12 protein-coding genes and 1 riboswitch are annotated in these 14,404 nt (G+C 37.7%); of the genes, 3 read left to right on the top strand and 9 right to left on the bottom strand.

All coding sequences use genetic code 11. The features are described from left to right. Positions 1-5 precede the first annotated feature (5 nt). Positions 6-563, top strand: coding sequence for a shikimate kinase (locus ACNHOZ_RS13710; protein WP_028412204.1), 558 nt, complete (start codon positions 6-8; stop codon positions 561-563). A gap of 24 nt (positions 564-587) precedes the next feature. Here the strand turns inward: ACNHOZ_RS13710 and ACNHOZ_RS13705 are convergent, their stop codons facing one another. The 3 genes from ACNHOZ_RS13705 to ACNHOZ_RS13695 form a co-directional block, all read right to left on the bottom strand. Continuing rightward, positions 588-1,619 (bottom strand): LacI family DNA-binding transcriptional regulator, encoded by a 1,032-nt coding sequence (locus tag ACNHOZ_RS13705; protein ID WP_028412203.1) that lies wholly within the window; start codon positions 1,617-1,619, stop codon positions 588-590. 149 nt (positions 1,620-1,768) lie between these two features. Continuing rightward, a complete protein-coding gene (locus tag ACNHOZ_RS13700) occupies positions 1,769-3,094 on the bottom strand; it encodes an NCS2 family permease (protein WP_016763224.1) in 1,326 nt (441 codons plus the stop codon). Positions 3,095-3,585: 491 nt separating this feature from the next. Beyond that, complete coding sequence (locus ACNHOZ_RS13695) at positions 3,586-4,929, bottom strand: 5'-deoxyadenosine deaminase (protein WP_048020113.1); 1,344 nt, start codon at positions 4,927-4,929, stop codon at positions 3,586-3,588. A gap of 522 nt (positions 4,930-5,451) precedes the next feature. On the opposite strand from ACNHOZ_RS13695, the gene ACNHOZ_RS13690 reads away from it, so the two are divergent. After that, the gene (locus ACNHOZ_RS13690) at positions 5,452-6,021 is read left to right on the top strand and encodes a YkoF family thiamine/hydroxymethylpyrimidine-binding protein (protein ID WP_028412201.1); all 570 of its coding nucleotides are present in this window, start codon (positions 5,452-5,454) and stop codon (positions 6,019-6,021) included. A 53-nt stretch (positions 6,022-6,074) separates the two neighbouring features. Further along, positions 6,075-6,704, top strand: a complete 630-nt coding sequence (locus tag ACNHOZ_RS13685) for a hypothetical protein (protein ID WP_048020112.1) — start codon at positions 6,075-6,077, stop codon at positions 6,702-6,704. Between the two features lie 243 nt (positions 6,705-6,947). Further along, a riboswitch (SAM riboswitch) is annotated at positions 6,948-7,047 on the bottom strand. A 169-nt stretch (positions 7,048-7,216) separates the two neighbouring features. On the opposite strand, the gene ACNHOZ_RS13680 is transcribed toward ACNHOZ_RS13685, so the two are convergent. The 6 genes from ACNHOZ_RS13680 to ACNHOZ_RS13655 form a co-directional block, all read right to left on the bottom strand. After that, a complete protein-coding gene (locus tag ACNHOZ_RS13680; RefSeq protein ID WP_034269726.1) occupies positions 7,217-8,536 on the bottom strand; it encodes an aspartate aminotransferase family protein in 1,320 nt (439 codons plus the stop codon). A gap of 360 nt (positions 8,537-8,896) precedes the next feature. Further along, positions 8,897-9,484 carry a histidine phosphatase family protein gene (locus ACNHOZ_RS13675; protein WP_034269720.1) on the bottom strand — a complete coding sequence of 196 codons (588 nt, stop codon included), beginning with the start codon at positions 9,482-9,484 and terminating at the stop codon, positions 8,897-8,899. Positions 9,485-9,496: 12 nt separating this feature from the next. After that, a complete protein-coding gene (locus ACNHOZ_RS13670; protein ID WP_033578176.1) occupies positions 9,497-10,303 on the bottom strand; it encodes an alpha/beta fold hydrolase in 807 nt (268 codons plus the stop codon). Between the two features lie 36 nt (positions 10,304-10,339). Continuing rightward, positions 10,340-10,714: a DnaJ family domain-containing protein gene (locus tag ACNHOZ_RS13665; protein ID WP_014461362.1), complete on the bottom strand. Its 375-nt coding sequence runs from the start codon at positions 10,712-10,714 to the stop codon at positions 10,340-10,342. A 454-nt stretch (positions 10,715-11,168) separates the two neighbouring features. After that, complete coding sequence (locus ACNHOZ_RS13660; RefSeq protein ID WP_255899427.1) at positions 11,169-14,045, bottom strand: ATP-binding protein; 2,877 nt, start codon at positions 14,043-14,045, stop codon at positions 11,169-11,171. Further along, positions 14,035-14,403 (bottom strand): response regulator transcription factor, encoded by a 369-nt coding sequence (locus ACNHOZ_RS13655; RefSeq protein ID WP_028412195.1) that lies wholly within the window; start codon positions 14,401-14,403, stop codon positions 14,035-14,037. The genes ACNHOZ_RS13660 and ACNHOZ_RS13655 overlap by 11 nt, the downstream gene beginning before the upstream one ends. Position 14,404: the final 1 nt, after the last annotated feature.

Genomic DNA, 14,404 nt, shown 5'->3' with positions numbered 1-14,404 from the left:
GAAAAATGACTTACAGCGAGATGTCTCTTAGAGAAAAAAGCATTGTATTTATTGGCTTTATGGGCGTAGGTAAAACAACAATCGGCGAACTAGTCGCTAAGAAATTATACAGAGATTTTGTCGATATAGACCAAGAAATCGAAAAAATGTTTCAAATGCCTACCTCACAAATCTTTAAAGAGTTTGGTGAAGAGTTTTTCCGAAATAAAGAAAAAGAAGTAATTAGCCAGTTATCTCAGCAGCGTTTAAAAATTATATCCGTTGGCGGAGGCGCATTTCTTCAAGAAGAAATTCAAAAAATATGCTTATCAAATTGTATTGTATTCTTTTTAGACCTTTCATGGGATTCATGGAAAGAGCGCATCAGCCTCATTATTGACAGTCGCCCTGTTTTACAAGGAAGAAGTCTAGAGGATATTGAAAAATTATTTTATACGCGACAAGCAATTTATTCCAACCACCACTCCAAAGTAGAAACTGACAATTTGGATATTGAAGAAGTAGCAAATTATATCGTTGATTCCTTGAAAATGGCTTGGGATATTTACGAACCGTCTAAATAATTCACAAGGAAAAGAAGCAGTTCATTAACTGCTTCTTTTTTTTGATGACGATTCTCGAACAACTAACTGAGGTGTTAAAATAATGCGATGATGATGTTCTTTTTTATCAACAATTTGGTTATGAAGACACCGTGCAGCATCTTTTCCTATTTGTCTTGCAAAAGAAGAGACGGTTGTTAGAGTAGGGTGACATACAGATGATTCCATGACATTATCAAATCCTACTACCGCTATATCTTCTCCGGGAACAATCCCTTTCTCTTTTAAACCTTGCATAACACCAAATGCAACTAAGTCGCTAAAACAAAAAACTGCTGTTGGAGGCTCAGAAATGTTCAGTACTTGATGTGCAGCTTCTACACCGCCGCTTCTTGTCGGACCGCTCGGAATAACAAGCTCTTCATCAATAGAAATTCCTGCGTTCTTTAGTGCCGAACGGTAACCTTCCATTCTTTCTTTCCACGTTGTAGAACCGGTTGTTCCTCCTAAAAATGCAATTCTTTTGTGTCCCTGTTCAAGTAAGTGTTGAACCGCTTTTTGAACGCCTAAGCTATAATCTACCCCTACATAATCTGACTCCACCTCAGGCAATTCCCTTACTGCTAGTACTGAAGGAACATCTAGATGCTGAATTTTTCTTATCGTATCTTCCGATGTACCCGCAACAGGACATAAAATAATGCCTCCTACCCGGTGCTCCAGCATTGTAGAAAGCAGCTGATCCTGTCGATTATCCGAATCAAACGTCGTACCTAAAAACACCGTATATCCGTCTTTCTCGAGCTCCTCGTGTACTCCAATTAACAATTCTGTAAAAAACGTATTAGATATATCCGTAATAATAACTCCGATTGTTGATGAAGTTTGAGATCTTAAATTTGCCGCAATTCGGTCATACACGTATCCTAACTCTTTCATCGAAGCTAGAACTTTTTCCCTTGTTTTTTCAGAAACACTTGGACTATTTCGCACAATAAGCGAAGCAGTAGCTCGAGATACTCCCGCGTGTTCTGCCACTTGTTGTAAGGTTACACGTTTGCGTTTACTTTGTTTCAATTTATTCCACCAACCCTTTATAACGCACCTTTTATAATTATTTTACAATTATCTAAAATAAAAGAAAAGCTTCATTCTTTCACGATGTTCTCTGACAAGGACTCAGTAACAAAAAAAGACGTAGCTTAATGCTACGTCTTTTTTCATCCCTAATGGGAACTCATATAAAAATTGATAAAAAAGGCAATGGTGATTACATACATCATCCAATGAATTTCGCGATGGCGTCCTGTAAACAGTTTAATCGCTGTGTATGAAATGAAGCCGAATGCTAACCCTTCTGCAATGCTGTAGGTTAACGGCATCATGACAATTGTTAAGAAAGCGGGAACAACTTCAGTGAAATCGTCGAAGTTAACGTTTCGAATGTCACTTAGCATAAGCGAACCAATAATAATGAGTGCTGGAGCAGTAGCAACGCTTGGGATAAATTGAATAAGCGGTGCAAAAAACAAGGTAAATATAAATAAGATGGCAACCGTTAATGCCTTTAAGCCGGTACGCCCTCCTTCTGCAATACCTGTTGCATTTTCAATATACGTATTTAGCGCAGTGCTTCCAAAAATAGCACTCGCCATTGTACCAATTGAATCTGCTGCAAGCGCGCGATTTAAACCTGGAATTTTACCGTTTTTATCTACTAAGTTTGCTTTTTTAGATAGTCCAATCAATGTCGCTAGCGTATCAAATAATTCTACGATGGTGAAAGAAAATACAACTGAAAAAATGCCGTAGGCAACTGCACCCTTTAAATCCATTTGAAAGAATGTTTCTCCAACGCTTGGCGGCGTAGCTGAAAAGACGTCTTTCAGAGAATGGGGAACTGCTTGTACTCCTACAATCATTGCTAATATTGTCGTAGCAAAAATACTTATAATAAGAGCACCTTTTACATTTTTAGCCATCAGTACAGCTGCTAATATCAGCCCAAAAATAGCAAGTAACGGGCCTTTATCCATGACATTTCCAAGCCCTACAAAAGTAGACTCGTTTGCCACAACTAATCCAGCGTTTTTCAAACCGATAAACGCAACAAAAAGACCAATTCCAACTGCTATTGAAGACTTTAATACGTTCGGAATGGCATCAATAATCTTTCCGCGTATTCCTGTTACCGTTAAAACAAAAAATAAGACCCCGGATATAAAAACTGCTCCAAGTGCCGTTTGCCATGACAATCCTTGTCCTAATACTACTGAATACGTAAAAAACGCATTTAAACCCATCCCTGGACCGGTTACAATCGGGAAGTTTGCCCATAGAGCCATCAGTAACGTACTAAATACAATGGCATAAATGGTAGCTGCAAGAGCCGCTTCTCGAGGGATACCCGCGTCAGACATGATAATGGGATTGACGATTACCATATAACTGACCGTCATAAAAGTTGTAAGTCCTGCTAGTATTTCTTGTTTTGGTGTTGTGTTGCGCTCTGATAGTTTAAACAAGCGCTCTAATATTCCGTTACGCTCCAACACGCGCGCCTCCCTACTTCTAAAAAAAAATAAAAAATCCTACCTATTCAAATGTCCTAAAAAGGACACGATTTAGGAGGATTTTACGTTTCAAAGTAAAATCTTTTGTCCTATTATAGTCTTAATTTGTAGATATGCAAAGGTGGAAAACGCTATCATTATAAAAATTTTTATCTTCCGTTAGTTTGGAATTTTGAAAATTTATTTCTCTTATCTTTTTAGTCTGTTGCAAGAGTACTCTTTTTACTCATTTATACAAAAAAGAGATTGAGACATAACTAAATAAATCCATTCTAAAGACAAATAAATGGAATAATCGCAGGAATCTACGCCTTGTCCTTCAATCAACAGCTAGAAGCAACTAAACAGATGAAACCTACGTTCACCTTGACAACAAAAAACTCAAATTATTAATCAATAACTCCGATTAATAATTCGAGTTTTACTTTTGTTAAAATACTTTTATCCCAGCCTCTTCTTCGTTTTACATCTTACGAAATTAAAAGTGGAATTCTTTTTAAAAGACGATCTATCGAATGATTTGCCTCTTTCAGCACAATTCCCTGGTCAATTGTTTTTAGCACGCGATTCTCCATCACAATTTCACCGTCAACCATTGTTAGTTCTACATCTCCTCGCGTTGCTGAATACACAACTCTGGAAATAGGGTCTACGCCGTAAGATGGAAAAGTATGAAGCTGATTTAAATTTAAAATGGCAAGATCCGCTTTTTTCCCAACCTCTAAACTTCCAATTTCTTTTTCAAGCCCAACTGCTTTCGCTCCGCCGATTGTAGCCATTTCGAGCACGTGTTTTGCATTCATGGCTGTTGGTCCGTAAGAGGGTTTATGAATCGTAGCGGCCAGCCTCATTTCGTTGAACATATCCAAATTATTATTACAAGGAGCACCATCAGCGCCAAGGCTTAAAAATACACCTTGCTCTAATAAACTGGGCACATCTGCGATTCCCGATGCAAGTTTTAAGTTTGAGCCTGGGCAATGACTGACTTTTACTCCTTGATTCTTAATAATCTGCTTTTCTTGATCGTTTAGCCACACACAGTGCGCTAAAATAAGGCGCTCATTGGCTAATCCTAAATGGTCTAAGTACATGATATTTCTCATACCCGTTTCAGCTTCTACAATGCGAATTTCTTCTTGATTCTCAGAAGCATGAGTATGGACATGAACATTATAGGCAGCTGATAAATGGCTCACTTCACGCAGCAAATCTTCCGTACACGACAGCACAAATCTTGGGGAGAATGCGTATCGAATACGACCGTTATTTGAATTATGCCATTTTTCAAGCAGCTCTACGCTTTCTTTAATCGAGTCAGCCGTTGTCTCCTGCAGAGCTTTTGGCAGATCGTCGCCTCTTTTATCCATCATTACTTTTCCTGCAAGAGCTCGGATTCCACTCTTAGATATAGCTTGAAAAGCAGAGTCTGTATGATGAACAGTTTCCATATCGACAATTGTTGTAGTCCCGCTTTGAATGAGTTCACCGATCCCTAACAGTGCTGAATAATAGATAGATTCTTCATCATGCGAAGCTTCAAGCGGCCATATTTTCTTCTTTAGCCAGTCTAGCAGCTCTAAATCATCTGCTTGCCCTCTAAAAAGCGTTTGACATAAATGAATATGAGTATGTATAAAGCCCGGCACAATCGTTTTATTTGCTGCGTCAATGACTTTATCTACCTTTTCCGGATGCAGATTTTTCCCGATGGCTGCAATACGATTTCCAACAATATAAAGGTCACCGTAAATAATATCATTCTTCTCATTCATCGTAATAATCTCTGCATTTTTAATTAATGTGTGCGTCATACCTTCTTTCCCCTCTTTCGTAACATCTATCTATTTCTAGCTCAAACCGAACACTAACATCTTCAAGCAATCTTTCTTACACTGGTCTTAAATATATATGGTGCATGCTCTGAGTTGAATAAGTGCAGGTAACCTCATGGGCGATAGAGACTTTGGGTAAAAAAAATTCCTAGCTGATTATACAGCTAGGAGGTTGGATTTATGATAAAATCCCAAGTCCCTTTTTCAAGAGGTTATACGAAATCGCAGGAGAATAATGTGATCTTGTATTTATAATATGGTGTTTTCAGTCTATATACCAGCTTTTTGTCAGAAGTTCTAACATTGTTTTTTTATTCTTTTTCACTATGTGACTTTTCTTGACACCCTTAATTTTCATGTTATGCAATTTATTCTCGTTTCTTCTATGTAATATTTACTAAAAATAAAGAATCTATCTTCTGTTTCTATACAAAACAGAAAAGTTATTTTATGATTTGTATGATTAAAAAACTACAAATCTATATTTTAGGGGTGATTAACTTGGAAAAAATAAATGTTGGCTGTCGTTTTACGCTTTCCGTTATGAGCGATAACTTCATCGATATTATTTTAAGCGCACTAAACGAAGTGGATATGTCTAAAGTTCAGCGAAAAACGGACCGTGTTAGTACGTTTATTGAAGGAACTGCCAAAGACGTATTTGAAGTTGTACAGGCCATTTATAAAAGTGCTGGAAAATCAGAAAAGCATATTGTGCTGAATGCCACGTTTTCAACAGGGCGTCACGAAGAATATTTCGAAGAAAGAAAAATAAACTCAAAAGAAAACATGCCTTTAAACCAACAGCTTTGTGCTTCGTTCCCTGTATCCACTCAATTTTCTTTGTATCCATTAGATACGCCGCATTATGTAGACATCATCAAAAGCGGAATTGGCGCAGTTAAACAACAGGGAGTATTTGCCGAAACCGTGCCTTTTGCAACAGCTTTAGAAGGAGATGTGGACAAAGTATTCGCTTCTCTATACGAATGCTTTATGAAATCTGTACAGCAAGCTCGTGTCGTGATGACAGTTAATATGTCAGCACACAGCCCTTCTTCAAAACGATAAATTACTTCTTATCTATTTATAAAGATAGAGTACTAGAAAGGATTTATATGAATATGGCTACAAAAAGAACGTTTTTTGCTTTTTCCCTGATAGGTGCATTATTATGTCTATTAGTCGTACCAAACTCTGTTCAGGCTAGTGAAAAACCTGCTCATTTAACGGTTGCTTCTTACACGCAGTTCTTGAAAGGGCAAGGTGATAAAAGTTCACTGTATGAATTTTCAAAACTGTCGCGTCAACAAAAACAAAAAGTTGTACAATCACTAAGGGATCCATCTCTGTTCAAAATGGATATTGAAGAGAGCAGCGGCACGGTCGAAGCTGCAAGTACAGCAGCATACGGAGCAAAAACGGCTTCACCTTTATTCAAAACAGCAGCTTATACGGCTTCTTATAAAGCGGCTGGATTTACAACAACAAAACTAACGGTGTATGTAGATTATTACACAAAAAGCTCCTCAGTAACTTCAGTCAAAAGTGTACGAGGTGTGGTCACAAAAAACGTAAACCCCCTTGTGTCTATTTCAAAAAAGAGCTCAAAATCTTGGGCACAAAATAATCGAGCCTACGGGCGAATTGACTGGCAGTGGAAAGTTGCAGCTAAAAATGCTGGAATCAAAAGACAAACCGCTTATGGTACGGCTTCCGGCGCTTCTGGCGGATCTACAGCTACAGTCAATTGATAATGAGGAATAAACAATGAAAAAAATGATGTGGTGGATTATTGGTATTACGGCCGGGATGCTTTTACTAGGAATTCTGGTAGGTTATTTATCATTTTACAGCATATAAAAACAGCAGGTAATTTCACCTGCTGTTTTTTATCTAAATGTTATATTCTTGTCATAAAATTAAAACCTCCACTTACAGTGTCTAAGTGCCTGTAAGAAGAGGTTGGGATCACAATTGTTAGTAAGCCTGGTCTCTTCTCATCTTTCAAGCACTGCTTGTGGGAGTTGGCACGGTTCTATAAAGTCCGTTGCCGAGGTTTCACAGGGCCTATCCCTCCGCCTCTCTTGATAAGAAGTTTGTCGAATTTTGTTGATAATTGTTGATAAGATAAATATTATGTTACATGCTGCACAAACAGATGTCAACTACTTTTCAGAAAATTGTTTTCCCTCTAAAACTATGATATCGCTACCATTACTATGACAACTAGGTTACAAATATATAAATTTTTTATATTTTTTTATTACGCTTTTACAGCTGACTTTTTCTCAAAAGAAGTAATAGCCTCATCTAGCATACGAATGCCGTCATCTATCTGTTCTTTTGTCACAGTAAGCGGAGGTACCATGCGAATAACTTCACTTGCATTTCCGCAAAAATAAAATAACACGCCTTTTTCTAAAGCTAAGTCCAAAATCTCGAATAAAGCGTCTCCATCTCCTTCTCCCGTATGCGGATTAACAATTTCAATTCCAATCATAAGTCCTAAACCACGGATATCTCCAATAACTGAATGTTTTTCCTTTAAAAGATGCAGCTTTTCTAATGCATAAGCGCCCATTTTTTTCGTGTTATCCAGCAGCTGTTCTTCTTTCATCACTTCAAGAGTTGCAAGAGCTGCTGAACATCCGATAGGATTCCCACCAAATGTTGTACTATGTGTGCCAAGAGGCCACTGCTTCATTAATTCTTGAGAAGCTACCGTTGCGCTCAGCGGAATTCCAGAAGCAATTCCTTTTGCTATAGCCATAATATCTGGTACAACATCAAACGTTTGGCCAGCAAACCATTCGCCGGTACGGCCAAACCCTGTTTGCACTTCATCGAAAATAAGTAATATTCCGTGACGATCACAAATCTCTCTTAACTTCTTCATCCAACTTTTCGGAGGGATAATATAGCCGCCTTCGCCTAATACTGGTTCCAAAATAACGGCAGCCACTTCTTCAGGCGTGACTTGGTGCTTAAAGAGTATTTCAAAATCTTTTTCAAGCTTTTCAGTAAAGTATACATCGCTGTCTAGCTCCGCAGAGCACTCTTTTGGATTGGCATATGGAAGTTGATACGTCAGTCCCGAAGGCTGCTGAAATTGTCTATATTTGCTTTTCGATGTTGTAACACTTAAAGCTCCCATCGAGCGGCCATGAAAACACCCTAAAAAAGAAATAACATACGGACGCTTTGTAACATGTCTCGCTAATTTTAAGGCTCCTTCAATTGCTTCTGTGCCACTATTTCCAAAGAAAAAGCAGTCTAAATTGCCCGGCGTTACTTTTCCTAACTCATCGGCTAACTTTAATATCGATTCGTACATAATGACACCTGAGGGACCGTGCAATAATTGATCTGCTCCGTCTTTGATTGCTTTTACTACTTTCGGATGTCTGTGTCCTACATTTGTCGTAGCGATTCCGGAAGTAAAATCGAGATATTCTTTACCATCCAATCCATAATAATAGCATCCTTCTTCTTTCACAACGGGCAAATTCGGATGATCTTTAGCCATTGTCGGTGCTAACAATTCAGGCATTCTTTCAAATAAGTGACTCCAATCTTTAGACATACTACATCCTCCTTGAAATTATACAAATCAATTAATCTTATTCCGAAATATAGCTACTTATTAAACAATATTAGGAAATCCAGTTATACTAAACGCTTTAATAGAATAGTAATAAAACTTATTTTACTATGCATTTTTATTAAAATCAATTGTATAAATATTTATATATAAAATTAATATGCGGGGTCTCATCCCTTCCGCTTTTCCCATAGGAGTCTTCGCCTTTCCCTCCAATCAACAGCCAGAAGTACTTACATATATGAAACCTGCGTTCACCATAACCATAAAAAAATCCGAACGATTAATCGTTCGGATCCTCCCTCAACTAAAATACTACTGTCACAGCCTCTTTAAGTATATTTATTCAAGATGTTTGGCATCATTGATTGTTTCAAGACGCCATTTTCCACTTTCATAAGCAAAAGTTGTAATCGATGTATTTTGTAAAATAGTAGTCCCTGTTCCTTGTTCTCCGCTTGTTACATGATGAATGAATGTATTAATTGCCGCCCCGTGACTAACAACTGCTACTTTCTTTCCAATAGACTCCTTCATAATTTCCGTTAAACGCCGAACCATCCGTTCTTGAGCGGCTTCGAGTGTTTCAATATTATATAAAGGTTCTTCTCCCCAATTTGTCGCATAGTTTGGCACAAGATCATGCAGAACTTCTACGTTCTTTGATTCTAATTCTCCAAAAGAGCGCTCGCGCAGCTGCTCACAAACCTCGACTTTCTCTACTTTAGCGACTGCGGCAATTTTCCTAGCCGTCTCCTGCGCACGAAGCAAATCGCTTGTGTAGACTACATCAATATGGATATCTTTAAAACGTTCCGCTACGCGTTTGGCTTGTTGCTTTCCTGTTTCGTTGAGCGGAATATCAGCATGCCCTTGAATAAGTTTGTTTTTATTCCAATCTGTTTGGCCGTGTCTAATTAAGTAAAGCATCGTAATCCCCCTTTAATCTCGTTTTAAAAATTGATAAACAGCTTTATCAACCTCTGAGCTTTCATGTAAATCCGAATGTGCTTCATGAAACGTTTGGAGATGAATGTGTTCGGTAAACTCTTGCAGTCCGTATGCACTTTCTACTGTTACCACTCCATCTGTCTTATCTCCCACATCTCCTGCTCCTGAAAAAACGTCGATCTCTTTTGAGAAATCTTGACGACTTTCGTATAGCTTGTTTAACGCTATAGAGTGAAAAGCTAAATCACGAGCCCCCATAGATTCGATATGATTGCGTGCATGAGGATACATCTCCATTAATTCCTGATAATCTAATCCTTGAATCGGCGATCCTAACGTAACTAACTTTTGAATATATTGAGGGTTAGCCAAACTAACTGCTGCTGCTGTTACTCCTCCCATACTATGTCCAACTAAATCCACAGAAGATGCTTTATATGTATCACGTACATCTTGCATAATAGCTTCAATCCATTTTTGCTGCTGTGCAATACTGGCATCTGGCTTTTTAAAGACGATATGAATAAGCGGAAGTTTTCCCTCTTTTGCTTTCATAATGTGCTTCCACTGAATAGCTCCATCTTTTTGAACGACGCAGTAAGCTACTTTAGTTCCCCATCCGTTTTGTTCAAATCGTTTAATCATTTTCCCTAAGCTTTTTTGACTGCCTAAATAGCCATGAATAAATAAAACCGGCACATTTTTCGATTGGGCGCCTCGTTTTATTTGTGGGGCAAAAATATAAAAACAAAGCGAAATAAATAATATGATACTAATCAATAAAATTAACAGCCGCAAGTTCTCACCCTCCGATCGTCTCGTCTATTACACTCATTAATAAAAAAATTTGGAGTAAATTTTATTCTGATACGTCCTGTAAGCTGCAGAACTTGTCATCTTTTTCTTGTCAACGAGCTGCTCAAAGCGCAAACGCTTTTCCGTAAGCATCTCTGTTAGCCTTTGTTCTTCATTAGCATCCGTGCATATAGAAATCAATTCTTCTATTGTAGCCATATCTCGTTTTAGCTCTTGTTCATCACTTATCATATTTGCATTTTTTAACATCCTATACGCTTGGCGCAGTTCTTCAGGTATATGTGATAAATCTTCTAACTTTAATGGTTTTCCTTCCCCAGGCAGCTTATCAAAGTCACCGTCTTTTATTGCTTGTCTAATTCTTTCTTCAGCAATTATATACGCAATATCCAAGGAAAGACCTCCTTTAAGAAAATATAAAATTCAATCTTACCTTCTATATAAAAGATGTATAAAAAACACAGCTTTTATAACCGTATTTTTTATTATACTATGATTATAAAAATTGAACTACCTTCACTTCTTGGAGAGACTATCCTCCCTTTGTGAAATCGTTTCTAGAGCTTCACTCCTTTCACTATCAAACTTTCTTGAGCAGTTTGTTAACGAGCTGAAATTCAATAAACGATTCTGCATGAGGTTTTGTTATCTTATCTTACTATATTTATACAAAAAAGCCTCCTTACGCATGTAAGGAGGTGGAAAAAGGTAATTCTAAGGTCATCATGTTATGCCTACTTTCTATAAAACCACATTTTGATAGCGTTTTCAATGTTTTTTTATTACTTTACTAATTTTCTTTTCGTTTAATGAGACTCCGTACATATAACGAAGCCTCACCAAATTTCTACTCTTCTTTATCTGATGGAATCATAATTTCTCCTTCATGCTCTTGTTTTTTCAAAAGCAGCTGGAGAATCGTTTTAGATAATTTACTAGGCTGATAGGGTTTAATCAGAAACTCACACACTCCAAGCTCTAATCCTTTGCTTCTTTCGTCTAAAGCAGATGAGATTAAGATAGGAATTTTTTCTGTCTCTGTATTTTCTTTGAGATGCCTTAAAACATCCCAGCCGTCTAACTTATTTTCTCCTAGCATGATATCTAGAACAACCACTTCAGGCTTTTGCTGATGAATAGAGTTTAATGCGTCTTCTCCGTTATTAAAATACCGAACGTGAAAGCCGCTTTCTTTTAACTCTACCTGTAAAAGCGTCGCTAAACTTTTATCATCTTCTACAATCACTACGCTTTTACGGTTATCATTCGCACTTATCATCATTTCTTCATCGTACTGAACTTCATGTAGAAGCGGGAGAACAACCGTGAATGTTGTTCCTTTTTTCCATTCTGATTGTACAGTAATGTCTCCACCATGAGCTTTTACAATTTCTTTTACAATTGCTAACCCTAGACCCGTTCCGCCAATTTTGCGCATATCGGAGTTATCTACTCTGTAGAATTTGGTAAACAAATGTCCTAGCGCTTCACTTGGTATACCAATTCCTTCATCTTGAATATCAATATAAACAGCGTGTTCCTTTTGATACACTTTAACTGTAACGTTCCCTCCATCAGGCGAATATTTTACTGCATTGCTAATTACATTATTAAACAATTGCAGAAGCTTATCTTTATCTCCCATTACTGTAAAATGCTCTTGATCGGAAATCATATCAAATTCATGCTTACTTGTTTGTATGTTCTGGACCTCAATCACCTGCTTAATAAGTGGCAGAATGTCTTGATACTTTTTATCGTAGGTTTGTTTCCCCGCTTCCATTCTTTGGACATCCAAAAAATCGTTGATTAAAGAAGTTAACCGCTGTGCTTCCTGATAAATAGTAGTTAAATACTTCTTCTGTCTTTCTTCTTTCAATGTTTTGTTTAGCATAAGCTCAGTGAACCCTAATACACTTGCTAAAGGTGTGCGCAGCTCGTGACTCACAGTGCTTACAAATTCCGACTTCATCTGATCAACTTCAAATTCTTTCGTAATATCACGATGAACGAACAATACGCCAAACATCTGACGGTTTCGATATACGTATTCGCTATAAACCTTTATAACTTTTCGCTTACCTTCCGTATGCAGATAATAAACAAAAGACTTTTCTACTTGCTCTCCCTTACAAATGGCTTTAACGTATTGTCTTAGCTCCTCTATATTTTCGACTTTTTGAGAGAGAGCATCTAGCCATTGATCACGAGAAAGCTGAAGAAGCCCGCTTTGATGCTCATATTGAAACAATTCGCTAGTCTTCGTATTCACTTGTAGAATCGTACCGCTTGTATCTACAAGCTGCATTCCTTCTTGAATCGAATTTAAAATATCTTGAGATAGCAGTCTGTCATGCTCAGACTCTTCGTAAATATAAATTTTTTCAAGAGCAATCGTAATTTGTTTGGCCAATATTTCAAATGTCTGTAATTCATGTTCTGTGTATTCATCCGCGTAGCGGCTGTAAAACATATAGGCTAGCATATCTCCCTGTGAAGACAGCACCGGTACGATAACATCATACAAATAAAACGTTTGCCGGTGATACAGGCGCTCATGTTCTATACACTCTCTTTTTACTACCATACATTTTTTCGTCTTTTGCACATGATTAATGTAATTATTATGAAGGTTTTCCATCATCTGTTTAATACTTGATGAAGATAGACCAAATGAAGCATGTGTCTTTTCATCGGTTAGCATAATAAAACCGTGATCAGCTTTCATCACCCGGCTCATGTTTGTGACAGCACTCGTGAGAACTTCTTGCTTGTGAAGAGAATTTGTTAGTCCATGCACAAATAAATTGCGCAATTCTAACTCTCCTTCTCGTTCCTTTGTCAATTCCAATGCGTGCTGAAGTTCATCTTGCTGACTGTGCAACTCATCTTGCTGTGCAATCAGCTCTTCATTTTGAGCCGTTAACTCCTGTTCGTTATTTTGCAAAGTCGATACCATTTTGTAAAAGGCCTGAGATAGCATACCGATTTCATCTCTTCTATGTTCATCAAATGTCATAGGCATTTCTTTTCCCGCAGCAATTTCGCTTGCCGTATATGCTAGCTGACTCAGCGGCTTTACAAACTTATTTAGCAATACCCGTGTAAGCAATAATAAAATGACCACTGTAAACGCTAAAAATAAAATAAAGAACGTTTGACTTTTCTGCATGTCACTCGACGTGTCATCGTACTGTGTATTTAAGTCTTTAGTTAATTCATTTTGGTAGTCATCAAGTTCTTTTTGCATTTGTTCTATTGATTTAGAAGCAGCCTTCCGCTCAGGACTAGAGCGGACTCCTTCAATGCCTTTTTTGTCGTAAATATCTTTAAAATAAGGAAGCGTTTGATTAAAATACGTGTTTAGCATCACCGTGGCTTCATTTACAAACGTACGTTCACGTCTATCTGCCGCTAGACCTGAAAGTCGATCAAGATTTTCTTCGATACTTTTTTGCTGACTTGCAGCCTCGTTATACATATCCTCTGAATCAAATGCAATAAACCCACGAGCCTGCAAAAAAGCTCTGTTCATTGATTTATCAATTGTAGATAGCAGCTGTGCCTTTTCCCGTACTTGTGCCCTGTACTGGGCATAATCAGCTGTAATTTCTTTTTGCCGTACAACAAGTACAGTTGAACCCGCCGCAAAAGCAAGTAAAAGGATACTTGCTAAGAAGATGAACTGGGTTGAGATACTTTTTCGTTTTAGTTTATTGTTCATCTAAAATTTCCTCAACACGTTCGGCTAGCAATAGGGGACTAAACGGTTTAGACATAAAATACGCAGCCCCTGCTTCTAACACTCGGCTTTGATCAGCAGCTTGATTCTTAGCTGAAAGCATCAATACTTTTGTATGGCGCTTATCTTTCATTTCTTTTAGCTGCTGAATGACTTCAAGCCCGGTGAACACGGGCATCATATAATCCAAAATAATTAAGTCAAAATCACGTTCTTTAATAAACTCCAACGCTTCTTCGCCGTTTTCTGCTTCCGTCACTTCATGTCCTTCATCTTCAAGCGTATCTACCACTAACATACGAAGCACTTCTTCATCTTCCGCTAATAAAATTTTTGCCATT

Source organism: Priestia sp. D51, from assembly GCF_053345675.1.
The sequence above is the reverse complement of the archived record's forward strand: the minus strand, read 5'-3'. Positions and strand labels throughout refer to the sequence as shown.

Coding starts and splice junctions, on each gene's coding strand:
- ACNHOZ_RS13710 (WP_028412204.1), top strand. CDS start 6: ATGACTTACAGCGAGATGTCTCTTAGAGAAAAAAGCATTGTATTTATT.
- ACNHOZ_RS13695 (WP_048020113.1), bottom strand. CDS start 4,929: ATGACGCACACATTAATTAAAAATGCAGAGATTATTACGATGAATGAG.
- ACNHOZ_RS13685 (WP_048020112.1), top strand. CDS start 6,075: ATGGCTACAAAAAGAACGTTTTTTGCTTTTTCCCTGATAGGTGCATTA.
- ACNHOZ_RS13680 (WP_034269726.1), bottom strand. CDS start 8,536: ATGTCTAAAGATTGGAGTCACTTATTTGAAAGAATGCCTGAATTGTTA.
- ACNHOZ_RS13675 (WP_034269720.1), bottom strand. CDS start 9,484: ATGCTTTACTTAATTAGACACGGCCAAACAGATTGGAATAAAAACAAA.
- ACNHOZ_RS13660 (WP_255899427.1), bottom strand. CDS start 14,045: ATGAACAATAAACTAAAACGAAAAAGTATCTCAACCCAGTTCATCTTC.
- ACNHOZ_RS13655 (WP_028412195.1), bottom strand. CDS start 14,403: ATGGCAAAAATTTTATTAGCGGAAGATGAAGAAGTGCTTCGTATGTTA.